The 24807-nt window shown below is 60.7% G+C and carries 22 protein-coding genes; 9 read left to right on the forward strand and 13 right to left on the reverse strand.

The genetic code is table 11. From position 1 onward, the window contains the following. The first annotated feature begins 52 nt into the window (after window positions 1-52). Window positions 53-1084, forward strand: a complete 1032-nt coding sequence (locus GDN47_RS01715; protein ID WP_152092569.1) for a hydroxyacid dehydrogenase — start codon at window positions 53-55, stop codon at window positions 1082-1084. A 63-nt stretch (window positions 1085-1147) separates the two neighbouring features. Here GDN47_RS01715 and GDN47_RS01720 read toward each other — a convergent pair whose 3' ends face one another. The 4 genes from GDN47_RS01720 to GDN47_RS01735 form a co-directional block, all read right to left on the reverse strand. Next, a complete protein-coding gene (locus tag GDN47_RS01720; protein WP_069611800.1) occupies window positions 1148-1804 on the reverse strand; it encodes a methionine ABC transporter permease in 657 nt (218 codons plus the stop codon). Then, window positions 1794-2876, reverse strand: a complete 1083-nt coding sequence (locus tag GDN47_RS01725) for a methionine ABC transporter ATP-binding protein (protein WP_113395215.1) — start codon at window positions 2874-2876, stop codon at window positions 1794-1796. The genes GDN47_RS01720 and GDN47_RS01725 overlap by 11 nt, the downstream gene beginning before the upstream one ends. A 370-nt stretch (window positions 2877-3246) precedes the next feature. Then, complete coding sequence (locus GDN47_RS01730; RefSeq protein ID WP_113330324.1) at window positions 3247-4095, reverse strand: MetQ/NlpA family lipoprotein; 849 nt, start codon at window positions 4093-4095, stop codon at window positions 3247-3249. Between the two features lie 212 nt (window positions 4096-4307). Continuing rightward, on the reverse strand, window positions 4308-4811 hold the full coding sequence (locus GDN47_RS01735) for a cupin domain-containing protein (protein ID WP_113330436.1): 504 nt from the start codon (window positions 4809-4811) through the stop codon (window positions 4308-4310). A gap of 332 nt (window positions 4812-5143) precedes the next feature. Here GDN47_RS01735 and GDN47_RS01740 point away from each other — a divergent pair, with 332 nt between their 5' ends. After that, window positions 5144-5533 carry a BRA0787 family protein gene (locus GDN47_RS01740; protein ID WP_069611796.1) on the forward strand — a complete coding sequence of 130 codons (390 nt, stop codon included), beginning with the start codon at window positions 5144-5146 and terminating at the stop codon, window positions 5531-5533. Between the two features lie 56 nt (window positions 5534-5589). On the opposite strand, the gene GDN47_RS01745 is transcribed toward GDN47_RS01740, so the two are convergent. Then, window positions 5590-6003 (reverse strand): carboxymuconolactone decarboxylase family protein, encoded by a 414-nt coding sequence (locus GDN47_RS01745; protein WP_113330323.1) that lies wholly within the window; start codon window positions 6001-6003, stop codon window positions 5590-5592. A gap of 236 nt (window positions 6004-6239) precedes the next feature. Here GDN47_RS01745 and GDN47_RS01750 point away from each other — a divergent pair, with 236 nt between their 5' ends. Next, window positions 6240-7400: a CaiB/BaiF CoA transferase family protein gene (locus tag GDN47_RS01750; RefSeq protein ID WP_145632047.1), complete on the forward strand. Its 1161-nt coding sequence runs from the start codon at window positions 6240-6242 to the stop codon at window positions 7398-7400. 41 nt (window positions 7401-7441) lie between these two features. Beyond that, complete coding sequence (locus GDN47_RS01755; protein WP_152092570.1) at window positions 7442-8719, forward strand: L-fuconate dehydratase; 1278 nt, start codon at window positions 7442-7444, stop codon at window positions 8717-8719. Window positions 8720-8791: 72 nt separating this feature from the next. Here GDN47_RS01755 and GDN47_RS01760 read toward each other — a convergent pair whose 3' ends face one another. From GDN47_RS01760 to ggt, 3 genes are all read right to left on the reverse strand, one after another. Then, a complete protein-coding gene (locus GDN47_RS01760; protein ID WP_113330320.1) occupies window positions 8792-10345 on the reverse strand; it encodes a VOC family protein in 1554 nt (517 codons plus the stop codon). A gap of 127 nt (window positions 10346-10472) precedes the next feature. Then, entirely contained in the window at window positions 10473-11927 is a 1455-nt protein-coding gene (locus GDN47_RS01765; protein ID WP_152092571.1) for an MFS transporter, read from the reverse strand. Window positions 11928-12281: 354 nt separating this feature from the next. Then, a complete protein-coding gene (ggt, locus tag GDN47_RS01770) occupies window positions 12282-14024 on the reverse strand; it encodes a gamma-glutamyltransferase (RefSeq protein WP_152092572.1) in 1743 nt (580 codons plus the stop codon). 276 nt (window positions 14025-14300) lie between these two features. Here ggt and GDN47_RS01775 point away from each other — a divergent pair, with 276 nt between their 5' ends. Then, the gene (locus tag GDN47_RS01775) at window positions 14301-14483 is read left to right on the forward strand and encodes a hypothetical protein (RefSeq protein WP_113395526.1); all 183 of its coding nucleotides are present in this window, start codon (window positions 14301-14303) and stop codon (window positions 14481-14483) included. Window positions 14484-14500: 17 nt separating this feature from the next. On the opposite strand, the gene GDN47_RS01780 is transcribed toward GDN47_RS01775, so the two are convergent. Then, window positions 14501-15766, reverse strand: coding sequence for a glycerate kinase type-2 family protein (locus GDN47_RS01780; RefSeq protein WP_145632051.1), 1266 nt, complete (start codon window positions 15764-15766; stop codon window positions 14501-14503). Between the two features lie 152 nt (window positions 15767-15918). On the opposite strand from GDN47_RS01780, the gene GDN47_RS01785 reads away from it, so the two are divergent. After that, window positions 15919-16347 (forward strand): OsmC family protein, encoded by a 429-nt coding sequence (locus GDN47_RS01785; RefSeq protein ID WP_145316198.1) that lies wholly within the window; start codon window positions 15919-15921, stop codon window positions 16345-16347. Between the two features lie 280 nt (window positions 16348-16627). Here GDN47_RS01785 and GDN47_RS01790 read toward each other — a convergent pair whose 3' ends face one another. From GDN47_RS01790 to GDN47_RS01800, 3 genes are all read right to left on the reverse strand, one after another. Next, window positions 16628-17170 (reverse strand): carboxymuconolactone decarboxylase family protein, encoded by a 543-nt coding sequence (locus GDN47_RS01790; protein WP_152092573.1) that lies wholly within the window; start codon window positions 17168-17170, stop codon window positions 16628-16630. A gap of 24 nt (window positions 17171-17194) precedes the next feature. Beyond that, entirely contained in the window at window positions 17195-18541 is a 1347-nt protein-coding gene (locus GDN47_RS01795; RefSeq protein ID WP_113355854.1) for an LLM class flavin-dependent oxidoreductase, read from the reverse strand. 137 nt (window positions 18542-18678) lie between these two features. Then, entirely contained in the window at window positions 18679-19590 is a 912-nt protein-coding gene (locus tag GDN47_RS01800; RefSeq protein ID WP_152092574.1) for a LysR family transcriptional regulator, read from the reverse strand. Window positions 19591-19712: 122 nt separating this feature from the next. On the opposite strand from GDN47_RS01800, the gene GDN47_RS01805 reads away from it, so the two are divergent. The 3 genes from GDN47_RS01805 to GDN47_RS01815 all read left to right on the forward strand — a co-directional run bounded on the left by GDN47_RS01805 (window position 19713) and on the right by GDN47_RS01815 (window position 22811). Then, window positions 19713-20453 (forward strand): SDR family oxidoreductase, encoded by a 741-nt coding sequence (locus GDN47_RS01805; protein WP_145632057.1) that lies wholly within the window; start codon window positions 19713-19715, stop codon window positions 20451-20453. A gap of 88 nt (window positions 20454-20541) precedes the next feature. After that, window positions 20542-21444 carry an SDR family oxidoreductase gene (locus GDN47_RS01810; RefSeq protein WP_145632062.1) on the forward strand — a complete coding sequence of 301 codons (903 nt, stop codon included), beginning with the start codon at window positions 20542-20544 and terminating at the stop codon, window positions 21442-21444. A gap of 155 nt (window positions 21445-21599) precedes the next feature. Then, window positions 21600-22811: an adenylate/guanylate cyclase domain-containing protein gene (locus GDN47_RS01815; protein WP_113330311.1), complete on the forward strand. Its 1212-nt coding sequence runs from the start codon at window positions 21600-21602 to the stop codon at window positions 22809-22811. Window positions 22812-22831: 20 nt separating this feature from the next. Here GDN47_RS01815 and GDN47_RS01820 read toward each other — a convergent pair whose 3' ends face one another. Beyond that, window positions 22832-24799 (reverse strand): 3-hydroxyacyl-CoA dehydrogenase NAD-binding domain-containing protein, encoded by a 1968-nt coding sequence (locus GDN47_RS01820; protein WP_145632064.1) that lies wholly within the window; start codon window positions 24797-24799, stop codon window positions 22832-22834. Between the last annotated feature and the right edge of the window lie 8 nt (window positions 24800-24807).

The following is a 24807-nucleotide window of genomic DNA, read 5'->3' on the forward strand; positions in this document are numbered from 1 at the left end:
GATCTCATCCATCGAATGATGTTGGATCGCGCCGCGAGATTGGAGGAGCAGAATGACGAATGATAGCAGACCCTTGGCCATCAGCGCGCCGGAGCCGCGCTCGCTCGAGCTTATCTTCACCAAGGATGCATTGTCGCTCCTTCATTCGAAATATCGCATCGTCGAGGCGGATCCGGACAATATCGCCGGACTGGGCGACGAGGTGCTCGCTGAGGCGCGCTACATCATCGGCCAGCCGCCACTATTGAGGGAAACGCTGGACCGCATGCCGCAACTGCGCTGTATCCTGAATGTCGAGAGCAATCTCATCAACAACATGCCCTATGAAGTGCTTTTCGAGCGCGGCATCCACGTCGTGACCACTGGCCTCGTTTTTGCCGAGCCGGTCGCCGAGATCGGCCTGGGGTTTGCTCTGAGCCTGGCGCGCGGGATCGTCGATGCCGATGTCGATTTCCGCGAGGGCAGGGAACTCTGGGGTAGCGATGGCAATGCGAAGGCGCGGCTCGTTGCCGGCAGCGATGTCGGTATTGTCGGCTTCGGTGATCTCGGCAAGGCGCTGAACCGCGTGCTTTCCGGCTTCCGCGCCAATATCAGGGTGTTCGATCCCTGGATGCCGCCGTCGATCCTCAAGGAGCATGGCGTGCAGCCCGCTGGGCTCGATGAGGTGTTGTCCAACAGCGATTTCGTCTTCGTTGTTGCCGCAGTCACCAGCGAGAACAAGGGATTTCTGGGTGCCGAGGCTTTTGCCAGGATGCGCAAGGGCGCGGCCTTCATTCTGCTCAGCCGGGCCGATGTCGTCGATTTCGATGCACTGATGGCGGCTGTCGCCTCGGGCCATATCGTGGCGGCAAGCGATGTCTACCCCGAGGAGCCGCTCGGCTCCGATCACCCGGTACGCAAGCTCAAGGGCTTCCTCCGCTCCGCCCATCGTGCCGGTGCGCTCGACAGCGCCTTCAAGAAGATGGGCGACATGGTCCTGGAGGATATGGATCTGATGGATCGCGGCCTGCCGCCGATGCGCTGCAAGCGCGCCGAGCGGGAAACGGTATCGCGCATGCGCTCGAGGCCAGTGACGCGCAACTGATCTTTCGTCTTCACTCCCGGAGCAATGTCTTTCTGTACCGGGAGTGGATTCGTATCGACGAAGCTAGCGGCGATCAAGCCTATTGGCGAGGCGATCGCCCAGCCATTGCATGCCCCAGACCAGAATGATCAGGATGATGACAACGGCGATCATGACGCTCGTCTCGTAGCGTTGATAGCCATAGCGGATGGCAAGGTCACCGAGGCCGCCGCCGCCGATCGTGCCGGCCATGGCCGAAGCGCCGATCAGTGTGACCATAGTCACGGTGAAGCCGGCGACGATGCCGGGCATCGCTTCCGGTATCAGCACTTCGCGGACGATCGTCCAGCGATTGCCGCCCATGGCGCGCACGGCGTCGATCAGGCCGCGATCGACGTCGCGGAGCGAGACCTCTGCGACGCGCGCGTAATAGGGGATCGCGGCGATGGTCAGCGGCACGATCGCGGCTGTCGTGCCGAGCGCGGTTCCGACGATCAGGCGCGTCAGCGGAATTAAGGCGATGAGCAGGATGATGAAGGGCACGGCGCGGAAGCCGTCGACCAGGATGCCCAGGACGCGGTTGATCGCACCCTGTTCGGCGATGCCGCCGCGGCTGGTAGCGACAAGAGCAAGGCCGAGCGGCAGGCCGATGATGAGGGAAAGAAAGCCGGAGGCGCCCGTCATCCAAACGGTTTGCCAGAAGGAGCGCCAAAGCAGGCCGAGGATTACATCAGTTGTCATAGCCTAGAACCTCCACCCGTGCGGAGCGGGCTTTCAAGAAGTCACCGACTTGGGTCGGCAAGGTCGCGTCGCGCGTCGGCACCGCGACGAAGAAGCGGGCAACGGGCTGGTTCTGGATATGGTCGATGCCGCCATGGACCAGCCGGAAGGAGCGGGGAAGAGCGGCCGAGAGTTCGGCAAAGAGCGCACCCTGCGCGGCAGGGCCGGCAAGATCGATGCTGAGGATGGCTTCGGCACCCGATGTCGGGGAAAGGCGGGCGGCAATATGGTCTGGAAGCTGCGGGCGCGCGCCGCTGAGCAGGCTCGCGGTGATGTCCTGCTGGGGATTGGCGAAAACCGTCCATACCGAGCCCTCCTCGACGATCCGGCCGGCATCGATGACCGCGACGCGATCGGCGATCGAGCGGATCACTTCCATCTCGTGGGTGATGAGCAGGATCGTCAGGCCGAGCTTGCGGTTGATGTCCTTCAACAATGCCAGAATGGATCGGGTTGTTTCCGGGTCGAGCGCCGATGTGGCTTCGTCCGACAGGAGAATTGCGGGCCGGGCGGCAAGGGCGCGGGCAATGCCGACGCGCTGCTTCTGGCCGCCGGACAGGGCGGACGGGTAGGCCTTGGCCTTGTCGGCAAGGCCGACGAGTTCGAGCAGTTCGCGGGCGCGCTGTAATCGTTCCGCCTTGGCGACGCCCTCGATTTTCAGCGGCAGTGCGATGTTTTCCTCGACCGTCCTGGAGGACAGCAGATTGAAGTGCTGGAAGACCATGCCGATGCGGCGCCGCAGCGGTTGCAGCTCCTTCTCCGAAAGGCGGGCGATATCGCGGCCCTCGATGTGGATCTCGCCGCTATCGACACGCTCCAGCCCGTTCAGGCAGCGGATTAGCGTCGATTTGCCGGCGCCGCTGCGGCCGATGATGCCGACGATTTCGCCGCGGCGTGCGGTCAGCGATATGCCATCCAGCGCCGGCGTCGCGCCGAACCGGCGGCGGACATCGACCAGGCGGACGATCTCGTCGCCTGTCGCTTCAGGCGGTGCCTGTCCGTCGATCGATGTGGCTGGGGTGAAAGAATTCATAGTGCTTCTCTTTGTATAAAAGCGGCCTCCGAGTTCGTTGAGGCCATTGTACCCCCCTCTGTCACTTCGTGACATCTCCCCCACAAGGGGGGAGATCGTTGGGAGTTTGTTGCGCGCTTAGCAGAACAATCCGCAATGTGTCAGCAGATGCGATGCGTGTTTCTGGCAATGGCTTGCCAAATATTACCAATCTCCCCCCTTGTGGGGGAGATGTCCCGAAAGGGACAGAGGGGGTGCACACTCTCCACGAATTTCTCGGCCAATTTCAGTTACACTTCATCGCATCCTGCCGGGGAAAACATCAAAGGCGGCCCGGGCAAGATGCCCTGGCCGCCCGCCGTTCAGCGCTGTCCCCCGCGCCGTTCTGAGATCAATAGGCGCTCTGACCGGTGCCCTTGTAGACCTTGTCGAACTCGGCCTTGACGGTGTCGTTCTGATAGGAGGCGACCAGCGTTTTGACCCAAGCTTCATTCTCGCTGCCCTGCTTGACGGCGATGAAGTTGCGGTACGGATTGTTTTCGGTCTGCTCCTGCGCGATGCGGTCTTTCGCCGAGAGCCCTGCTTTCAGTGCCCAGTCGGTGTTGACGACGGCTGCATCGAGATCATCGATCGAACGGCCGACGATGCCGGCATCCAGTTCCTTGATGTCGACGTTCTTCGGGTTTTCAGCGATATCGGCAACCGTGGCGAGGATGCCGGTGCCTTCCTTGAGCTTGATGATGCCCTCATGCTGCAGAACGAGCAATGCGCGGCCTTCGTTGGACGGATCGTTTGGCACCCCGATGGCAGCACCCTTCGGAAGGTCGGCTACCGTCTTGTACTTCTTCGTGTAGAGGCCGATCGGCCAGATGCCCGTGTAGCCGGCAATCGCGATGTGATAGCCGTGCTGCTTGATCTGGTTGTCGAGGTAGGGCTTGTGCTGGAAGGCGTTGGCGTCGATTTCGCCGCGCTCGAGTGCTTCGTTGGGCTGGGTATAATCGTTGAAGACGACCGGCTCGACCTTCAGGCCCTTCTTGGCGGCCTCGGCGACCACGACGCGCCAGACATCCTCGTCCTCGCCGCTCATGATGCCGACCTTGATCGTCTTGTCTGCAGCGAAAGACGGCATGGCGGTTGCTGTCAGGCCGAAGACGGCGACAGCGGAAGCGAGGATGGCGGCAAGGCCGGCGCGGCGGGAAAGGCGCAGCGCAGCGAAACCTCTAGAAAGCTTTTCAGTCATGGGAAATCCTGTTCCAGATGATCGAGATCGTTCTCTCGTTGACAGCAGGATCATTTCAGACGCGTGCTCAATCCGCGAAGCAGGATCATGCGTTGTGCACTGCGGTTCTGAAAAACTCTTTTCAGTGCAACGCAAAAGAGCAAACTTATTTTCTATAATTACTATAGATTACTTATGCGGCAAAATAGGCATTTGCTCAAAAATTGATCGCCTCAGCGATGGATTGGGTCCTTCCAGAGGACCTCTTCCGGCTTTTCGACCGGTTCGATATCCAGATTGACGACGACCGGCTCCTGCCCGGAGCGGACAAGCACGCATTCCAGCGTTTCGTCGCGGCTTGCATTGATCTCCTGGTGCGGCACATAAGGCGGCACGAAGATGAAATCGCCAGGCCCGGCTTCGGCGACGAATTCCAGGTTCTCGCCCCAGCGCATCCGCGCCCGGCCTTTGACCACATAAATGATGCTTTCGAGATCGCCGTGATGATGGGCGCCGGTCTTGGCGTTGGCGTGGATCGTCACGGTTCCCGCCCAGATCTTTTCAGCGCCTGCGCGGGCATGATTGATTGCTGTTGCGCGGTTCATGCCCGGCGTCTGCGCCGTATTCGGGTCGAGGGCATTGCCCGGAATGATCTTGACGCCATATTCACGCCAATCGACCTGTTGGTGGCTATGATCGTGCCCGTGTTGATGCTCGTGTTCATGATCGCCGCACATGGTCGCGTCCTTTCGGCCCTGAATGGAGATTCGCATGCCTTCCACAGATGCGCTGTCATTTCACTCTACGTGAAGCCATTCAAAAATAAAGAGAATTGCAGAAAGTTATCATTGAGGCTTTTCAAGTCGAGATTAATCTATAGACTTGATCAAGTTACATGACCGGTGGGAACATTTCGTGTGCGTCCCGCGTTGCGCCGGTCACAAGATGGTTTGCCGCGCCGCTCCCCCCATTTAAGGCGCGCCAAACTGAAGAAGCAGCGCTTGGGTCTCGGAGGAGAGACCATCAACTTTCATATATGCGCCGGACTTCCAATTGAAAGGAGACAGACATGTCGAATGCCTTGCCGCCCCTTCATGAGGGTCATGCCCCCATTACCCTGCAGCAGCTCTTCCGCGAAGCGCTCTATGCCTTCGAGGAATGGGACAGCGAAGTAACCGAACCGATCGTGACGTTCGAGGGACGTATCCATCCCATTAGCGTCGTGTTCGAAGCTATGCGCGAATGCACTGATATCGTGCCCAACAATATCGTCTCGGCCGTGACAGAGCGGCTGACCAAGCCTTGGGAGGGCGAGGGTCCGCTCGACACGATGACCTTTTCGACCGCCGCCCGCGTGATGGGCGTTCTGGTTCGCAAAAGATTGCTGGTCGTGAACAACGGCGTCAACGTCGCTGCCATTGCGGCAGATACCCAGGCGGCGGAAACGTCGGATCGCTAACAGCGAAGATTGTTTATGGAAGGCCCGCCGGCATGTGCCCGCGGGCCTTTTGCGTGTCATCGGCCGCCGACATCGAATTCCGGATCGACGGGGATCTGCATCGCCGTCACGAGATGATTGGTCTGTCCGGCAAGTCCGATAACCGCCAGCAGTTCCCCATGCTGGGCGTCAGTCATGCCCTTTGCTCTGGCGGCTGCGGTATGCGAATGGACGCAATAGGTGCAACCGTTGGCCGTGGAGACTGCTATGTAGATCATCTCGCGCACGAGCGGATCAAGTGCGCCGTCCGCCACCATGACCGCTTTCAGGCCCTCCCAGGTGCGCTTAAGCAATGCAGGATCATTGGCGAGGCCGCGCCAGAAATTATTGACGAAATCGGATTTTCTCACCGCGCGAATGTCGTCGAACACAGCCTTGACCGCCGGGATTGCCTCGGCTTCCGCATCATCGAGTAACTTGACCGTCGCCATTCCTTATCTCCCTTCATTTCATCAGCTCTCATTATGTGGAACCATAATCTATTTCCTGACGACCTGGGCGCGGGAGCTTCCATTATCCTTCCTCTTTTCGTTTGCAAAAGTCATCCATATGTGAAAATACTATTCACATAAGAAGATTGAGGCTGACGCAGGAACCGGTGACGAGGATAATCCTCAAGGCGGAGAGGCGCTTTGGGCCGGGGTGATGTCGGGGAGCGGGAATATCAATGACACTGAAGAGGGACTTGCCGCTGGCCGGACTTGTCGTCGTCGACATGAGCCAGTTTCTGTCGGGTCCCTATTGCTCGCTGCGGCTGATGGATCTCGGCGCCAGGGTGATCAAGATCGAGCGTCCCGGTGGCGGCGATCTTTCGCGCAGGCTTTATCTCAGCGACGATGAAAGCGGTGATTCGACGATCTTCCACGCGATTAACCGCTCCAAGGAAAGCCTCGCGGTCGATCTGAAAAACGAGCGCGATATGAGCGCGCTGCGCAAGCTGGTCTCCAAGGCCGATGTGCTTATTCAGAACTTTCGCCCCGGTGTGATCGAGCGGTTGGGGCTGGATTACGAGGCCGCAAGCAAGCTCAATCCGCGTCTCGTCTATTGCTCGATCAGCGGCTACGGCGAAGAGGGACCATGGGTCGGGCGGCCGGGGCAGGATCTTCTGGCGCAATCGCGTTCCGGCGTCATGTGGCTGAACGGCGACGAGGGACAGGGGCCCGTGCCTTTTGGTCTCGCGATCGGCGATATGCTGGCGGGTGCGGCTGCCGCCCAGGGTATTTTGGCGGCGCTGGTGCGGCGCGGCGTGACGGGCGAGGGTGGACTGGTGGAGACCAGCCTGCTGGAAGCCCTGGTCGATCTGCAGGTTGAGGTGCTGAGCGTTCACATGAATAATGGCTATAAGCTGCCCGAGCGCTCCCATGTTCGTAGCGCTCATGCCTATCTTTCCGCCCCCTATGGCGTCTATCCCGCCGCCGACGGCTATCTCGCCATCGCTATGACGCCGATTTCCAAACTTGCCGATCTGCTCGGGATAGACGAGCTTGCGGCCTATCGCGATCATGAGAAAAGCTGGTTCACGGCGCGCGATGAAATCAAAGCGCTGATCGCTGCGCGCATCGCCAGCCGCAACGTTGACGACTGGCTAGCGATCCTCGAACCTGCCGACATCTGGTGCGCAAAAGTGCTGAACTGGCCGGAGCTTCTGGGCAGTGAAGGTTTTCGCGTTCTTGACATGCTGCAGACGGTCGGGCGCGATGATGGCGTCAGCCTGCGTACCACCCGCTTGCCTATCCGTATCGATGGGCAGCGACCGAAATTCGAGCGTGCGGCCCCGCACGTTGGCGAGCATAATGCGGCACTCTGGGAGGAGTTCGACCTTGGCTAAAGGGGTCGAGAGGCCGCGATGGATTTAGAAGGAGTTTTCCAATGACGCGCATCACCAATCTTCGCGTTTTCGATTTGCGCTTCCCGACATCGCAGAGCCTCGACGGTTCGGACGCGATGAATCCAGATCCGGATTATTCGGCAGCCTATGTCATTCTCGAGACCGACAGACCAGGTCTTGCCGGTCACGGCCTGACCTTCACCATTGGCCGTGGCAACGACATCTGCTGCATGGCGATCGAGGCGATGCGGCATCTTGTCGTCGGCACGGAGCTTGCGACGGTTCTGGAAAACCCCGGCAAATACTGGCGGCATCTGACCAGCGACAGCCAGCTGCGCTGGATCGGCCCGGAGAAGGGCGCGATGCATCTGGCGACGGGCGCGGTCGTCAATGCTGTCTGGGATCTGCTTGCCAAGGAGGCCGGCAAGCCGGTCTGGCGGCTAGTTTCGGAGATGGATGCCGAGCAGATCGCCGATATCGTCGATTATCGTTACCTGACCGATGTGCTGACCCGCGACGAGGCCGTCGCTATCCTGAAGAAGGCGGAAGCCGGCAAGGCGGACCGCATCGCCACGCTCGAGCGCGAGGGCTATGCCTGCTACACGACATCTGCCGGCTGGCTCGGCTATGACGATGCCAAGCTGCGCCGCCTGTGCCAAGAGGCGATCGACGCCGGTTTCAACCATGTGAAGATGAAGGTCGGCCGCGATCTCGAAGACGATATCCGCCGCCTGACCATTGCCCGCGAAGTGATCGGCCCCGACCGTTATCTCATGATTGACGCCAACCAGGTCTGGGAAGTCAATCAGGCGATCGACTGGGTGAAGAAGCTCGCCTTCGCCAAACCCTTCTTCATCGAAGAACCCACAAGCCCGGATGATGTTGCGGGACACCGCAAGATCCGCCAGGCCATCGGGCCGGTGAAGGTCGCGACCGGCGAGATGTGCCAGAACCGCATCATGTTCAAGCAGTTCATCGCCGAGGGCGCGATCGATATCGTGCAGATCGATTCCTGCCGCATGGGCGGTCTCAACGAAGTGCTGGCGGTGCTGCTGATCGCCGCCAAGTATGGATTGCCGGTCTGGCCGCATGCCGGCGGCGTTGGCCTGTGTGAATATGTGCAGCACCTGTCGATGATCGATTATATCGCCGTCTCGGGCACCAAGGACGGCCGCGTGATCGAGTATGTCGATCATCTGCACGAGCATTTCATCGACCCCTGCATCATCCGCGACGCAGCCTATATGCCGCCGAGCCTGCCGGGTTTCTCGATCGAGATGAAGCCGGAATCGATCGCGGAATATACGTTCAAGGGTTGAAACTGCTGGCTTGCTCGAAGCAGAAGCCCGCCATCTGGCGGGCTTTTGTCGTTTACATTCGGAAGATCCGCCTCAGGCGGATTTGTTCAACCAAGCCTGAATAACGGGCACGTCCGCATCGTCAAACTCGTGACCGCCTGGAACTGTTGCAAGCTCAACCACGGCGCCGCCATTCCGCAGACGTTTGGCTAGCGGTTGAGTATAGGGACCATACAGATCCTTCTCTCCGGCAACCAACAGCACCTGGGCATCCGACATGTCCGCTGCAGGCGGATTTTCGAGGGCCGCCATGGAGCGCAGCAGCACCGTGCGGCGGATAAGGTGCGGGTGCAGCGACAGCATGGCGTTCAGCAGGTTGGCGCCGTTCGAATAGCCGATATAAACGATGCGGTCCGGATCAAGCCCGTAGGCATGGACCGCGCCATCAATGAAGGCGGCAAAGGCTTCGGCCTCGCTGGCGATATCGGCCTGATCGAAGGACATCGGCCCATTGCGGCGGAACCAGCGCGGGGCGCCTTCCTCGAGTGCACGGCCACGTACGCTGAGCAAGGTCGCGTCGGCATCGATCTTGTGACCGAGCGGCAGCATGGTTGTTTCGTTGGCACCCGAGCCGTGCAGCAGGACGAAGATGTTGCCGTTGGGCTCATCGGGCGTGAAGAAGCGATGGATGAAGGGCAGATCGCGATAGATGACGCGGGGCTCGCCGGGCATGGAGAACTGCGGCAGAATCACGTTCAGCTCGGCCAAAAGCTTCGGACTGTCGCCGGGAGCGAAGAGGCGCGTGCCAAGCGTTGCCTCGTCCTCGTCAATCAACATGCCCGGCGCGTCCGTCGCGAGTTCGAACAGGATACGGCCGGGCTCGCGAACGTAAAGCGAGCGAAAATATTTGCGGTCATGCATCGTCGTCGGCCCGGAATCGATCGCCTGGAGTGCGGTGTGGACCGACTGCAATTCGGCATTGTCCGCGGCGCGAAAGGCGACGTGATCTACCGTGCCCGTGCCCGGGGCGCTTGCCCAGAAACCGCGGGCATCGCGGATATCGAGGATATCGCCGGGCTCCGAGACGAGCCGGCTGATCGCTCCGCTGGTGGCAAGCGGACGGTAGTCGAAGTAATCGACCAGCATGGCTCGCGTCTCCTCTGGCGTTTCGGTGAACAGCGTTGCGCCGCGGATGCGGGCAATCGCGTGCTCCTGCGGAATGGTGTCGCTCGTCCAAGGAGCTGCGGCCTGCAGCGTGTTCGTTCCCACCAGTTTGACGATGACGCCGTCCGGATCCTTCAGCCGAAGCACAGGCTCGCCGAATTCCTCTGAGGGACCCTCCGGCTTCAGACCGGCGCTCAGGGCGCGTGTCAGCCAGAAGCCGATGCTGGCCGGATCGATGGCGAGCGAGATTTCGCCGACCTGACCGACGCCGGCCCGGCCGGGAGAACCATCTTCCCAAACCAGAAAGGTGATCAGCGAGCCCGGGGAGCCCACGGCATCGCCATAGAGGAGATGAAGCTGCGTGGCATCCTCAAAACCGCCGGTGCGCTTGACGAGGCGCAGGCCGAGGAAGCCGACGTAGAAATCGACATTCGCCTGGACCTTACGTGTGATCAGCGTGATGTGGTGGATGCCGGCGACCATGGGATGCTCCAGACCGTTATTTCGTTCTGGTGGTATTTAGGCTGGCGTCATTGTTCAATGCAATGCGCCGTCCGTGGAGGCACTGTTCACAAAACAGGTTATTGCCTGGCTTGGCAGGCGGCGAGCATCAGTGCTCGCCGAGGCTGTCTTCGGGCGATCTGCGGCGGTGGCCGCTGATTTCCGAACCGGCTGTGCGCGAAAAGCTGGCGTTCCAGATGACTGCGAGAAGCGCAATGGCCGTGACGACAATGAAGGCGACGGAGAAGTCGATCATCTCGGGCTTGGCGTGGCCAAGGAACTGCGTCGAGCCATGCAGGGCAAGGGCGGCGACGCAAATGCCGAGGGACAGCATCAATTGCTGGAAGGTGGAGTAGAAACTCGTGGCAATGCTCATGCGGTCGCGCTCGATCTCGTCATAAGCGATCGTGTTGTAGGCCGTGAACTGGAACGACATGAAGAAGCCGCAGAAGAACAGGATCACGAAAATGACCGGTAGCGGCCAATCCGGCTTGAAGATGGCGCACATGCCGTAACCGAGCGTGCCGATCAGGCCGAAGATGATAAGGGTGGTGCGGAAGCCGAGCGTGCGAAGGATGCGGACCTGCAGCGGCTTCATCGCCATCGAGCCGAGCGCGGTCGCAATGGCGATCTGACCGGCTGCGGCTGCCGAAAGGCCGAAGCCGAGCTGCAGCATCAGCGGAATGAGGAAGGGATGAGCCCCCTGGCTGATACGCGTCAGCGAACCGGCGATGACGGAGGTGCGGAATGTCGGCACCTTCATCAAGGAGAAATCCATGATCGGTGAGGGGTGCTTGCGGGCATGGCGCAAATAGGCGATGCCGAAGAGCAGGCCGATGGAGATCAGGAAGACCGCGAGATAGCCTTCGCCCTCGCGGCTCGACATCTCGAAGCCGAAGAGCAGAGAGCCGAGCGAGATGCCCGAGAGGATGAAGCCCGAGAGATCGAAGCGGCCGGTGCGCGGGCCTTTCACCTCCTCGATGAACATCGTCACCAGGATGAAGCCGATAATGCCGATCGGCACGTTGATGTAGAAGATCCAGCGCCAGTCGAGATAGGTGACGAACATGCCGCCGATCGGCGGGCCGAGAATGGGGCCGACCAGCGCCGGAATCAGCAGCCAGGACATGGCGTTGACCATATCCTTGCGGGCGACGCTGCGCATCAGCACGAGGCGACCCACGGGCAGCATCATCGCGCCGCCGAGACCCTGAAGGAGGCGCGCAATCACGAGGAAGAACAGGTTCGGCGCCTGCGCGCAGAGAAGCGAGCCGACGACGAAGACGGCGATGGCGGATCGGAAGACGGTGCGCGACCCGAAGCGGTCTGCAATCGCGCCGCTGGCGGGAATGAAGATCGCGAGGCTGAGAAGGTATGAAGTCAGCGAGATGCTCATGGCCGGCGCGCTGACGCCGAAGTCTCTCGCCATGGTCGGAAGGGCTGTTGCGAGCACGGTCGCGTCAAGCTGTTCCATGAACATTGCGCTTGCTACGATAAGTGCTACTACACGAAAATTCGGTGCGGCCCGCCTGACGGGGGCGGCCTGGAATATCTGATCCGACATTGTCGGGGATCGCTCTCGATGGTGCGGTGGGGTCCTAAGACAGAACCGCAAGTCTGGTCATGGCGCGAAGGCCTATTTGAACGGCGGTTTGTATACTCCTGCTTGCACGCGATTGCTATATCAGAAATCGCAAATCCCATTCATGGGATGAAAAAATGACGCACATGCAGGGGCAAACGGCATCAAATGAACGTGAGGTGAATGAATAGGCGCGATATCGCGCCGAAATGCTCACGCTTGGTTTGTTCGCGTAAGATAATGTGCTCGTTTGGCCGGATGCCATAGGCAAAAAGACCGGTGCCAGTTGGTGATGGCACCGATCCGAATCATCGTTTTCAGCAGGCACCGAGGCGATCAGTAGCCTTCGGCCAGCCCCGAGCCGGCGCGGCTGTCCATGGCGCCGTTGTAGCGGGCGCCACCGCCCTTGGCGATGTCGCTGAGGCTCTTGCCGCCCACGAGAATGCCCGCGGCCTGGCCCCAGATCGGCCAGCTATTGTCGACCTGAACCGTATAGCCCATGCCGGTCAAAAGCTTGATTGTATCGGGCGAAAGTGCGCGCGGCTCCATGTAGACTTTATCCGGCAGCCATTGGTGATGGATGCGCGGGGCGTCAATGGCTTCCTGAATGTTCATGCCGAAATCGATGACGTTGATGATCGCTTCCAGCGTGATGGTGATGATGCGCGAGCCGCCGGGGCTGCCGATCACCATGAAGGGCTTGCCGTCCTTGGTGACGATCGTCGGGCTCATGGACGATAGCGGCGTCTTCTTCGGCTGGATGGCATTGGCCTCACCCTGCACCAGGCCGTAAAGGTTGGGCACGCCGGGCTTGGAGGTGAAGTCGTCCATCTCGTTGTTCAAGAGGATGCCCGTGCCGGGCGCAACGACACCGGCGCCGAAGGAGCCGTTCAGCGTGTAGGTGACGGCGACGGCATTGCCGTCATTGTCGATGATCGAATAATGCGTCGTCTCGTGGCTTTCGCCGAGGCCCTTCGGCATCAGATCCTTGGAGACGCCGGCCTTATAGGGGGAGATGCCATCGCGGATCTTCTGGGCATAGGCCTTGTCCAGCAGCTTGCTGACGGGGTTGTCGACGAAATCGGGATCGCCGAGCGCCGAGTTGCGGTCGACATAGGCGTAACGCATGGCTTCGACCATGTAATGGACCGTGTCGGCTGAGGCATAACCGGTATAGGAGAGCGGGTAGCCTTCCAGCACGTTGAGGATTTCGCAGATGATGACGCCGCCGGAGGAGGGCGGCGGCGAGGAGATGATCTCGTAGCCGCGATAATTGCACTTCACGGGCTCGAGTTCGCGGACCTTGTATTGTTCGAAATCCTGGTTTGCGAGAATGCCGCCCTTGTCCCGGCTTGCCTTGACGATGGCGTTGGCGACCGGCCCTTTATAGAAGCCATCCGGCCCCTGATCGGAAATGCCTGATAGGGCATTGGCGAGATCCGGCTGCACCAGCTTGTCGCCCGTGACAAAGGGTTTGCCGTCCGACTTGGTAAAGATCGCGGCGGTGGCCGGGTCGCGCGACAGCCACTTCTTGCCCTCATTCAGTTCGGCGGCGTCGGCCTGGTTCAGCGTGAAGCCTTCCTTGGCATAGCGAATGGCCGGCGCGATCAGATCCTGGCGGGACTTTGTGCCGTATTTCTCGCGGGCGGTCTCGAAGCCCATGACCGAGCCGGGGACACCCACGGCGAGATAGCCATCCGTGCTGGCGCCTTTGACGATATTGCCCTTGTCGTCGAGATACATGCCTTTGGTCGCCGCCAGGGGTGCGCGTTCGCGAAAATCGAGAAAGGTCGTCTTGCCGTCGCGCATGCGGATGGTCATGAAGCCACCGCCGCCGATATTGCCGGCGGTCGGGTAGACCACCGCCAGCGCATAGCCGACTGCAACGGCGGCATCGACGGCATTGCCGCCATTTTTCAGCACCTCGACGCCAACATCGGTGGCGAGATGTTGAGCGGTGACCACCATGCCATGCTCCGCCTCGACCGGTGGCGGCGCGGGAGCTCTGGCGGTGACGGAAAAGAGAGCAAATGTGACCAGGGTTACCGACGAAATCGCCCGCTGGCGGAAGTGGCGCATGATGAGTATGCCTCCCATTATTATCTTGATGGAAAATCGCCAACGAATGACATGGCGTCGCGCATGAAAATGGCGATATCCGCTGTCATAATTTTTTAATGGAGCGGATCCCGCCATGGGCCGGAATCCGATCAGCTATGTCTTCCATGCAATACTACGGATAATTTTGGTCCTCCTGCCACGCAGAAAAACGCTTCGCACTTGCAATATTCTTTTATTAGTTGAATCTATTTTAGATTGTTGCTTGTCGAGGCGAGTGTTGCGTGGAGGGTAATCATGGCCGTGACGAAGCTCGAGCAATGGAAGAGCGAGCGCAGGATCAAGAGCAGGCCATTCATCGTTGGCGAAAGGACGCATGTCGTGGAAATCGAATGCGACCATTGCAGCCGACATTTCCTTCGATGGGCATCGACGGCAGCCGCCTATTGGCGCTGTGACGATTGCACTGCGATTGTCTAAGCCATCGGTTCCGATGGTTACGCGATCAGGATAGCACGGAAGTCGTTGACGTTCGTTCCCGTGGGGCCGGGGACGAAGAGATCGCCGATGGCATTGAAAGCAGTCCAGGCATCATTGTTTGCCAGCATCTCGGCCGGTACCATTCCGGCTTTGCGCAAACGCGCCACCGTACCAGCATCGACAAAGGCGCCGGCATTGTCCTCGCTGCCGTCTATGCCGTCTGTATCGGCCGCCATCGCGTGAATGCCGGCGTGGCCGTCGATGTCGATCGCCAGCGACAGCAGGAACTCCGAATTTCGTCCGCCCTTGCCGTTGCCCTTCAAGGTCACCGTCGTTTCGCCGCCTGACAATAGTACGACCGGCTTGGTGAAGGGGCGGTTGCGGTGAAGTACTTCGCGGGCGATGGCAGCGTGGACGTGGGCCGCTTCGCGGGCCTCGCCCTCTATGGCGTCCGAGAGAATGGCGGCTTCAATGCCAGCGGCACGCGCTACCTCGGCGGCGGCTTCCAGCGAGACGCCGGCAGATGCGATAAGATGCACTTCATTGCCGGCAAAGCGCGGATCGTCCGGGCGCGGCGCATCCGCTTCAACTTTCTCGATATGGGCGAGAACGGCCGGCGGCAGGTCGATGCGGTAGAGACGGATGAGGTCGAGTGCGTCCGCGCGCGTGCCCGCGCCCGGTACGGTCGGGCCGGAGGCCACCAGGGCAGGGTCGTCGCCGGGAATGTCCGAGACGACGAGCGAGACGACTTTGGCGGGATGGGCCGCGGCAGCCAGCCGGCCGCCCTTGATGGTCGACAGATGCTTGCGAATGACATTCATCGCAGAGATTGGTGCGCCCGAGGCAAGCAGCGCCTTGTTGACTGCGACTTCATCGGCAAGGCTCAAGCCGCCAGCGGGCGAGGGCAGCAACGCCGAGCCGCCGCCTGATATCAGAGCGATTACCAGATCGTCCTCCGTGAGGCCCTCGACAAGTTTAAGAAGCCGACGAGAAGCGATGAGGCCCGCTTCATCCGGCACAGGATGGGCTGCTTCGACGATCTCGATCTGCCGGCACGGGGCGGAAAATCCGTATCGCGTCACGACAAGACCTTCCAGTGGGCCTTGCCAGCATTGCTCCAGCGCGGCCGCCATCTGGGCAGATCCCTTGCCGGCGCCGATGACGATCATCCGGCCCTTTGGCTTAGCAGGCAGATGCGTACGGATGCCCGTCAGCGGATCGGCGGCGCGCACGGCTGCATCGAACAACGAGGTCAGGAAGGCGCGGGGATCGGAAACGGTCATGTCGAACTGCCTGTCAGCGATGTGCTTGTAACCATTTGGTGGCTTAACTGGAGGAAAGACGCAAGAGGAGGGAACCGCAATTGTGTCTTGCGCGACGAATCCCTATTTAGAAAGAAAGAGTTTCACGCTTTTTATTTCAAGGATTTTTCGATATGGCCGAATTGAAAGTGAAGACGAGGCAGACGGGCGCAACCGCTACGGTCGGCCGCACCGGTTTTCCGCATGTGACCTCGGTGACCGGCGGCGAAATCGACATCGTCACCTCGCCGTCGCAGCCCGGTTTCAATCCGCTCGATCTGCTCTACTCGTCGCTCTCGGCCTGCCTGGTCTTGAGCGCCCGCATGGCGGCAAGCAGCCTTGGCGTGCTCGACAAGCTCACCGAAGTCACCGCCGTCGTCACGGGTGAGAAGGCGACCGAAGGCCTCTCTCGCGTGGAGAAGTTCAATATCGCCTTCACCATCAAGGGTGATTTCAGCGATGAAATCCGCAACGCGATCGCGCATGCCGCCGAAGATGAGATTTGCACGGTGAGCAACACGATCCGCGGCAATCCGCAGTTTTCGACAACGATTTCGGGGTGAGTTTTAGCTCTATCCCGCCCCTGGCGGGCGGGAAAGCAAAATCAGCATTTAGCCGCAAGGCTAAGTGCTAGATTTTGCAAGGGAGGGGGTAGGCAGGTGCGTACCGGCTTTCCTAGTGCAATAGCAACAAGTAACGGACCCCCGCTCTTGCGATTTCAATGGCTTAGAAATTGCGCTATCATTCGGAATATGTGTGACCTTCCGTGTCGCAATTCCTAAACCAATGAAATTGCTTTCTCGCCCGCCAAGGGCGAGATGGTTCGGTGTCCGCCGTTGCCCCTCATTCCGCCGGAAACTCAAACCCTTCAAGATAAGGCCCAAGCTCCGGATCGATATCTACCTTTACCGCATTATTGTAGATCGCCGTCGCAATCATGATCCCGGCAAAGGCTACGAGATTGGCAAGCGTTGGCTCATCGTAGCAGGCCTTCAATCGATCCCAAATCTCCTCCGGAATGGCGTTGGAATCCCTGACGATCGCCTTGCCGAATTCGATCAATAGCGCTTCCTCTTCCGTCGGCACGATCGCTTCCGGCGTCAGGCCGGCATTGATCAGCGCGCGCCGGAAGAAGCCGACGGGGATGATCGAGCGGCATTCGAGCGCTATGGCATGGCAGAGCAGCCAGACGGCACGATCGTCCAGCGCCGGGCGCAATTCCTCGCGCAAAGGAAACCATTCCGCATAGATGCGATGCGCCACCGGCGAGTGCAGCAATATCCGCTTCATATTTGTCATGCGGCCGCGCAGCTGCATTTCGCGATCATGCTCGGCGCGCACGGCCTCGGAAGCGGTCTCGTAATCGATCGGCGTGATATGACTCATGTTATTCTCTTGTGATGGGCTCTCTTACTGCGCGGCTTCGGCAGCAACTTTGAAGAAGCGGTTTTCCGGGCGCGGCAGGCCGAGGTGTTCGCGCAATGTCGTGCCTTCGTAGTCGCGGCGGAAGATGCCGCGGCGCTGCAGCTCTGGAACGACGCGCGTGGTCACGTCAAGCAGGCCTTGCGGCAGGAAGGGGAAGACGACGTTGAAACCGTCCGAGCCTTCCTCGTACAGCCATTGCTCCATCTCATCGGCGATGCTCTCAGGCGTGCCGACGAAGGCAAGGCCGGCATAGCCGCCGAGGCGCTGAGCAAGCTGGCGCACGGTGAGCTTTTCGGCTTCGGCAAGGGCGATGACGCGCTCGCGGCCGCTCTTGCTGGCATTGGTTTCCGGAATCTCCGGCAGCGGGCCATCGGGGTCGAATTTGGAAGCGTCGTGTCCCAACGCGATCGACAGGGATGCGATGGCGCTATCGTAATGGACGAGGCTGTCGAGCTTTGCCCGCTTGGCCTTTGCTTCCTCGACCGTGTCGCCGACGACGATGAAGGCGGCGGGCAGGATCTTCAGATGATCCGGATTGCGGCCGATCGCCTTCATCCGGCCCTTGATATCGGCGAAGATCGACTTGCCGTCGACAAGGTTTCGGGGTGCTGCGAAGACGGCCTCAGCCGTTTCGGCGGCAAGCTGGCGGCCGGCATCCGATTGCCCGGCCTGAACGATGACGGGCCAGCCCTGCGGCGGGCGGGCGATGTTGAGCGGACCACGAACGCTCAGTTCCTCGCCCTTGTGCCCGAGGACATGCATCCGCTCGGGATCGAAGAAGATGCCGCTTTCGGGATCGCGGATGAAAGCATCGTCGGCAAAACTGTCCCAGAGGCCGGTGACGACGTCGTAGAATTCGCGGGCGCGATGGTAGCGCTCGCCATGTTCCATATGCTCTTCGAGGCCGAAATTAAGGGCGGCATCGGGATTGGACGTCGTGACGATATTCCAGCCGGCGCGGCCGCCGCTGATGTGATCGAGCGAGGCGAAGCGGCGGGCGATGTGATAGGGCAGGTCGAAGGTGGTTGACGCCGTGGCGACGAGGCCGATCCTATCGGTGACGGCGGCCAGCGCCGAAAGCAGGGTGAAGGGCTCGAACGAGGTAACCGTCTGGCTGCGCTTCAAAGCCTCGATCGGCATGTTGAGGACCGCGAGGTGATCAGCCATGAAGAAGGCGTCGAATTTCGCTTTCTCCAGTTCCTGCGCGAAGCTCTTGATGTGCTGGAAGTTGAAGTTGGCGTCCGGATAGGCGCCGGGATAACGCCAGGCACCGGTATGCAGGCTGACGGGGCGCATGAATGCCCCGAGCTTCAATTGCTTCTGTTCGGTCATGGGCTCTCTCTCGAAAATCGTCAGGCCGTCATGAAGTAGTGACGGCATTGCCCGTAGGGTAATGCACTACGACGTAGGCGTGCTGGCCGCGCATTCAAAGAGCCGATTTCATTTATTTGATCGCTTTCGCGGAATATTCATCCGGCCTCGACTTCAGTGCTGTTCTGTCCGGCAAAAACCTTGACCAGCCAGTCTATGAAGACGCGAACTCGCGGCGAAAGCTGGCGGCTGCGTGGATAGAGCATCGAGACGGGCGTCCGTGTTGGTGGATAATCCTTCAGCACATGCAGCAGTTGACCTGATTGTAGGGCTTCCTCGGCGTGATAGCGCGGAACCTGGATCAGGCCGAGGCCGAGCTTTGCCGCGGCGAAATAGCTCTCGGCAGCGTTGACGGAGATGGTGGCCGGCAGGGTGATTTCGCGCACGGCGCCGTCGATCTGGAATTCCAGCGGCAGCAATCCGCCGGTTGCGGAGGAGCGGAAGCCGACCATGCGGTGGCCGGCGAGCGTCTCCGGATGGGCGGGCATGCCGAAGCGCTCAACATAGGCAGGTGCCGCAAGCGTCACTTCTTCCAGCACGGCGACGCGGCGGCCGACCATGTCGCTATCCTGCAGCGTGCCGACGCGCAGCACGCAATCGATCCCCTCGCGGATGAGATCGACGAACCGGTCGCCCTCGGTGATCTGCAATTCGATATCGGGATAGGTTTCGAGAAAGGAGGGCAGGTTCGGCAGGACGAAGTGCCGCGCGAGCGTTCCATGTACGTCGACGCGCAGGACGCCCTTCGGCTTCGCCCCGGCAAAGGCGCCTTCCGCATCCTCGATATCGGAGAGGATGCGCAGGCAGCGCTGGTAATAGGCCTCGCCATCGAGTGTCGGGCTGACATGCCTTGTCGTGCGCTGCAGCAGGCGTACGCCGAGACGCGCCTCGACCTGTTTGATCGCATCCGTCACCGTCGAGCGGGGCAGACCTGTGTCTTCGGCGGCCAGCGTGAAGCTGCGCCGTTCCACGACCCGGCAAAACACCCGCATGGCATCGAATTTGTCCATATTATTTGTTCGCTAAATTCGGATAGTGATGCCGATTATTGGCTGATTATCCGCACCATGAAAAGGGGCATCTTCTCCTCATCGAAACGCGCTGCGGCGCAAAGCAACGAAGGATGAGGAAAATGAGCAGCAATTCTAATAAGGTAGCGATCGTGACAGGCGCATCGCGCGGTATCGGCGCCGCGATCGCCGAGCGTCTGGCCGAGGATGGCTTCACCGTCGTCATCAACTATTCCGGCAGCGAGGTGGCAGCCGAGGAACTGGCCCGCAAGATCGAGGAAAAGGGTGGTAAGGCGCTGACCGCGAAAGCCGATGTCTCCGATGTCGAAGCCGTGCGCCGCATGTTCGACGCAGCCGAAGCCGCCTTCGGCGGTGTCGATGTCCTCGTCAACAATGCCGGCATCATGCAGCTTGCGAAGATCGCCGACGCGGACGACGCCCATTTCGACCGTCATATCGCTATCAACCTCAAGGGCACGTTCAATACGTTGCGCGAAGCCGGCAAGCGCCTGCGTGACGGCGGCCGCATCGTCAATTTCTCGACCAGCATCGTCGGCCTCAAGCTCGAAACCTACGGCGTCTACGCCGCAACCAAGGCCGGCGTCGAGCTTTTGACCGGCATCATGGCGAAGGAACTGCGTGGGCGCTCGATCACGGTCAATACGGTCGCGCCCGGCCCGACGGCGACGGATCTCTTTTTGAACGGCAAGAGCGACGAGCTGATCGACCGCATGGCCAAGATGAACCCGCTGGAGCGCCTCGGCACGCCGCAGGATATCGCCGCCGCTGTTTCCTTCCTCGTCGGCCCGGATGGCGGCTGGATCAACGGTCAGACGCTGCGCGCCAATGGCGGCATGATCTGAGCCAATCAGGCGGCAGGCAATGCCTGCCGCCTGCCTCCCTCTCTCAATCAATCGTCAGCTAAAGCCAATTCAGCAAAGGAACAGGACCATGAGCAAGCAAGTCATCGTAATCACTGGCGCATCGAGCGGCTTCGGGGCTCTGACAGCACGCGCGCTCGCTAAGGCAGGCCACACTGTCTATGCCGGCATCCGCGAAACCAAGGGGCGCAATGCGCCGCAGGTCGAAGCAGCTGCGGCATTCGCTGCGGAGAACGGCGTCGATCTCAGGACTGTCGAACTGGATGTCGCCTCCGATGCTTCAGTGGAAGTCGGCATCGCCGCTGTTATCGCCGAGCAGGGCCACATCGACACCATCATACACAATGCCGGCCATATGTCCTTCGGCCCGGCGGAAGCCTTCACGCCCGAGCAGTTTGCCGAGCTCTATGACATCAATGTGCTCAGCACCCAGCGCGTCAATCGTGCCGTGCTGCCTCATATGCGCAGGCAAGGAAAGGGGCTGGTCGTTTGGGTCTCCTCGTCCAGCACGCGCGGCGGCACGCCGCCCTATCTCTCACCCTACTTCGCAGCCAAGGCGGCGATGGATTCGCTTGCGGTTTCCTACGCGTCGGAGCTGACACGCTGGGGCATCGAGACCGCCATCATCGTGCCAGGCGCTTTTACGAAGGGCACCAACCATTTTGCCCATTCCGGTTCGCCGGCAGACAAGGCTCGCGCTGCGGAATATGACAATGGTCCTTATGCCGGCGTTCCCGATCAGGCGCTGAAGGGTCTAGCCTCGCTGGAACCGGCGGATGCCGATGCGGCTTCGGTGGCGACGGCAATCGTTGATATTGTCGACATGCCGTTTGGAACGCGGCCGTTCCGTACCCATATAGATCCTTCGGAGGATGGTGCTGAGATCGTCAATGGTGTTGCCGATCGGGTTCGCGCGGAGCTTTTCCGGCGCATCGGTCTGGAAGACCTGCTGAAGCCGCATGCAAAGGCCTAAGGCCCGCAATCATCCTTGGAACGTGTCAAATCGCCGCTTCTGTGCCACAGAAGCGGCGATCTGTTGCGTGCATCGGGGCTATTTTGCGTTGTACAGCATTCCAAGCCTTAGAGTTTCGTACTAAAGCGAATCCTTCAGAGGGTCGGGAGATATCCATGGACGCGAAGGACATTGGCGAAATTGCCAGCTGGCTCATGCAAGCCGGTCTCAAGGGAATGACGGAAGTCGATATCCTCTCGGGTTTCTGCGAGCAGTGCCGTCAGCATGGTCTCAACATCGATCGGGCCATGGCGCTGATGGATACGCTGCATCCGGTCTATGAGGGTCGCGCGTTCCGCTGGGACGGCAATCAGATCATCGAGCGCGAGTTCGAATATGGCCCGACGCAACAGGGGATCGCCTCCGAGAATTGGCAGCGTTCCGCCTTCTATCATATGCTGACGACAGGCGGAGACGAGGTGCGCCGACGTATCGGCTTCGGTGATCCGACCGATTTCTACGGGCTCGACACGCTGCTGGCCGATGGTCACACCGATTACATCGCCATGATCCACCGCTTCGAAGAGGGCGGCACGATCGGCGAGATGGATTGCTTCTATTCCAACTTCGCCACCGCCGCCGAAATGGGATTCCCGGAAGAGGATTTGCGCGTGCTGCGCAAGCTGACGCCGGCGCTCGCCCTCGCCATCAAATGCACCGGCATGAGCCGTATCGCCCGTACCATTGCCGAAGTCTATCTCGGCGAAGACGCCGCCCGGCATGTGCTTGAAGGCAAGATCACCCGAGGCAAGACGGAGCGGATTTCGGCGGCACTGTGGTTTTCCGATCTCGCCAACTACACGCGCATCTCCGATACGGCCGAGCCGGATGAAATCATCCCGATGCTGAATGCCTATGCCGATGCGGTCATCTCCTCGATCCATGAGGCGGGCGGCAACGTGCTGAAGCTGATCGGCGACGGCACGCTGGCGATCTTCAAGGCTCGCAATTCCGCTGACGCCTGCACCGCCGCGCTGATGGCGGAATCGCTGCTGCGCCAGCGGCTGCGTGACCTCAATTCGCAGCGGCAGATCGAGGGCCGGCCGGTCACGGACGTCTATCTCGGCTTGCATATCGGGGACGTGTTCTATGGCAATATCGGCAGCATGGACCGGCTGGACTTCACGGTCATCGGGCCGGCCGTCAACGAAGTCAGCCGTATCGCTTCGATGTGCCGATCGGCTGACCGTAACATCCTGATGTCGTCGAATTTCGTCGAGGCGCTGGCAGGCCAGCAAAGCAACGATCTCGTTTCCGTCGGCCGTTATGCACTGCGCGGCGTCAAGCGGCCGCAGGAATTGTTCACGCTGCTCTCTTCGGCGGCCTGATCCCTCTGCCGTGACTGCTTTCAGCGGCGGTCGGCCGCAAACATCGGGCCGCCCTTGCTTGCAGGGAAGCCATAGCCGTTGATCATCACGAGATCGATATCGCTGGCGCGGGCGGCGATGCCTTCCGCAAGCAACACCTCGCCTTCGGTGGCCATGGCTTTCAGCAGGCGCCCGACGATCTCTTCAGCGGTGAAGCTCCTCGGTACAATGCCTTTTTCGGCGCGAGCGGCTTCGATCATGGCCGCTACCTCGGGATCAACAGTCCGTTTGCCGTTGGGATAGGCATACCAGCCGCGGCCGGTCTTCTGGCCGAAACGGCCGGCTTCGCAGAGCCGGTCGGCGATGACGACGTAGCGCTCCGAGGGATCGCGTGTTGCGGCCTGCCGCTTGCGGCGCGCCCAGGCGATTTCCAAACCTGCCATATCGAACACAGCAAAAGGCCCCATCGGAAAGCCGTAGGCCTCCAGTGCTGCGTCGATCTCCTGCGGCGACGCGCCATCCTCGATCATATATTCCGCTTCGCGGCGATAGGAGGAAAAGATGCGGTTGCCGATGAAGCCTTCGGTGACGCCCGATACGACAGGCAGTTTGCCGAGCCCCTTTGCCAGGGCAAGGGCTGTCGCCAGCACGTCAGGCGCCGTCTGCTTGCAGTGCACGACTTCGAGGAGCCGCATGATATTGGCGGGCGAGAAGAAGTGCAGGCCGACGACACGCTCTGGTCGTTGCGTTGCGGCGGCGATTACGTCTGGATTCAGATAGCTTGTATTGGTCGCAAGGATCGCATCGGCACGAACGATCGCATCGAGGCGCTGGAAGAGCTCGGTCTTGACGGTGAGATCATCGAAAACGGCTTCGATGACGATATCGGCTTTTGCGAGCTCTTGAATCTCCGCCGTCACGGTCAGCCGGCTGAGGCGATCTTCGCGGCCAGCTGTATCGAGGCGACCGGATTGCACGGCCTTGTCGAGTAGGCCGGCGATGCGCTCGCGCCCTTTGTCAGCCGCTTCGGCATTTTGCTCGACGCCGATGACGCGGTAGCCGCCGTTGAGAGCGGAGACCGCGATGCCCGAACCCATCAGGCCGGTGCCGACGATGCCGATGGTTTCGATCTTGCGAGCAGCGACGCCCTCCAGTCCCTCGACCTTGCCAGCGGCACGCTCCGCGAAGAAGACATGCCGCAACGCCGCGGCCTCTTCGCTGTCGCGGAGGGTAATAAAGGTGCGGCGTTCCTCGGCAAGCCCTTCCGATAAAGGCATCGTCGCCGCCAAACGCACGAGACGGACGGCTTCGGCCGGTGCACACTGGCCGCGCGCCTTGCGCAATGCGTCCGATGCCGCCTTGTCGATCGCATCTGCAGCTTCCGGGGGAACGGTCAGCGATCCCGAGCGGCGTAACGATGCGACGTTGGCCGCCTTGGCGTCGGCGACAGCTTCGGCGATTAATTCATCTTTGGCCACGCCGTCGACGATACCGAGCTTGAGTGCTTCGGCAGCCGATATAATGCGTGCATTGGCGATCATGTCGATGGCGGCAGCGATGCCGGTGAGGCGCGGCAGGCGCTGCGTGCCGCCGGCGCCGGGTATGATGCCGAGCTTGACTTCCGGCAGGCCGAGCTTCGCGGTCGGCGCGGCAAGGCGGTGATGGCAGGCGAGCGCCACTTCCAGCCCGCCGCCGAGGGCCACGCCATTGATCGCGGCGACAACGGGTTTGGCAAAGGCTTCGATGCGGGCGATGACATCAGGTAGATGCGGCTCGACCGGCGGCTTGCCGAATTCCTTGATATCGGCGCCGCCGATGAAGCTGTTGCCTGCACCGGTGAGCACGATGCCGGCAATATTGCCATCCTTCTCCGCATGGTCGAATGCAGCCATCAGGCCGACCCGGACATCGGCAGAGAGCGCGTTGACGGGCGCATTGTTGATGGTGACGACGAGAATCCCGTCGGTCAGCGCCGCTGAGATGGTGTCCGAAAAGCGCAATGCCGACATGATCTTAA

It is taken from the genome of Martinezella dioscoreae, assembly GCF_009176305.1.
Lineage (GTDB): Bacteria > Pseudomonadota > Alphaproteobacteria > Rhizobiales > Rhizobiaceae > Rhizobium > Rhizobium dioscoreae.

Bases quoted from the DNA above. Each gene is read 5' to 3' on its own strand.
- GDN47_RS01725 (WP_113395215.1), bottom strand. From the start codon at position 2,876: ATGAATTCTTTCACCCCAGCCACATCGATCGACGGACAGGCACCGCCT.
- GDN47_RS01815 (WP_113330311.1), top strand. From the start codon at position 21,600: ATGGACGCGAAGGACATTGGCGAAATTGCCAGCTGGCTCATGCAAGCC.
- GDN47_RS01785 (WP_145316198.1), top strand. From the start codon at position 15,919: ATGGCCGAATTGAAAGTGAAGACGAGGCAGACGGGCGCAACCGCTACG.
- GDN47_RS01765 (WP_152092571.1), bottom strand. From the start codon at position 11,927: ATGTCGGATCAGATATTCCAGGCCGCCCCCGTCAGGCGGGCCGCACCG.
- GDN47_RS01715 (WP_152092569.1), top strand. From the start codon at position 53: ATGACGAATGATAGCAGACCCTTGGCCATCAGCGCGCCGGAGCCGCGC.
- GDN47_RS01730 (WP_113330324.1), bottom strand. From the start codon at position 4,095: ATGACTGAAAAGCTTTCTAGAGGTTTCGCTGCGCTGCGCCTTTCCCGC.
- GDN47_RS01745 (WP_113330323.1), bottom strand. From the start codon at position 6,003: ATGGCGACGGTCAAGTTACTCGATGATGCGGAAGCCGAGGCAATCCCG.
- GDN47_RS01800 (WP_152092574.1), bottom strand. From the start codon at position 19,590: ATGGACAAATTCGATGCCATGCGGGTGTTTTGCCGGGTCGTGGAACGG.
- GDN47_RS01805 (WP_145632057.1), top strand. From the start codon at position 19,713: ATGAGCAGCAATTCTAATAAGGTAGCGATCGTGACAGGCGCATCGCGC.
- GDN47_RS01780 (WP_145632051.1), bottom strand. From the start codon at position 15,766: ATGACCGTTTCCGATCCCCGCGCCTTCCTGACCTCGTTGTTCGATGCA.
- GDN47_RS01755 (WP_152092570.1), top strand. From the start codon at position 7,442: ATGACGCGCATCACCAATCTTCGCGTTTTCGATTTGCGCTTCCCGACA.
- GDN47_RS01820 (WP_145632064.1), bottom strand. From the start codon at position 24,799: ATGTCGGCATTGCGCTTTTCGGACACCATCTCAGCGGCGCTGACCGAC.
- GDN47_RS01735 (WP_113330436.1), bottom strand. From the start codon at position 4,811: ATGTGCGGCGATCATGAACACGAGCATCAACACGGGCACGATCATAGC.
- GDN47_RS01790 (WP_152092573.1), bottom strand. From the start codon at position 17,170: ATGAGTCATATCACGCCGATCGATTACGAGACCGCTTCCGAGGCCGTG.
- GDN47_RS01775 (WP_113395526.1), top strand. From the start codon at position 14,301: ATGGCCGTGACGAAGCTCGAGCAATGGAAGAGCGAGCGCAGGATCAAG.
- GDN47_RS01760 (WP_113330320.1), bottom strand. From the start codon at position 10,345: ATGGTCGCCGGCATCCACCACATCACGCTGATCACACGTAAGGTCCAG.
- GDN47_RS01720 (WP_069611800.1), bottom strand. From the start codon at position 1,804: ATGACAACTGATGTAATCCTCGGCCTGCTTTGGCGCTCCTTCTGGCAA.
- GDN47_RS01750 (WP_145632047.1), top strand. From the start codon at position 6,240: ATGACACTGAAGAGGGACTTGCCGCTGGCCGGACTTGTCGTCGTCGAC.
- ggt (WP_152092572.1), bottom strand. From the start codon at position 14,024: ATGCGCCACTTCCGCCAGCGGGCGATTTCGTCGGTAACCCTGGTCACA.
- GDN47_RS01795 (WP_113355854.1), bottom strand. From the start codon at position 18,541: ATGACCGAACAGAAGCAATTGAAGCTCGGGGCATTCATGCGCCCCGTC.
- GDN47_RS01740 (WP_069611796.1), top strand. From the start codon at position 5,144: ATGTCGAATGCCTTGCCGCCCCTTCATGAGGGTCATGCCCCCATTACC.
- GDN47_RS01810 (WP_145632062.1), top strand. From the start codon at position 20,542: ATGAGCAAGCAAGTCATCGTAATCACTGGCGCATCGAGCGGCTTCGGG.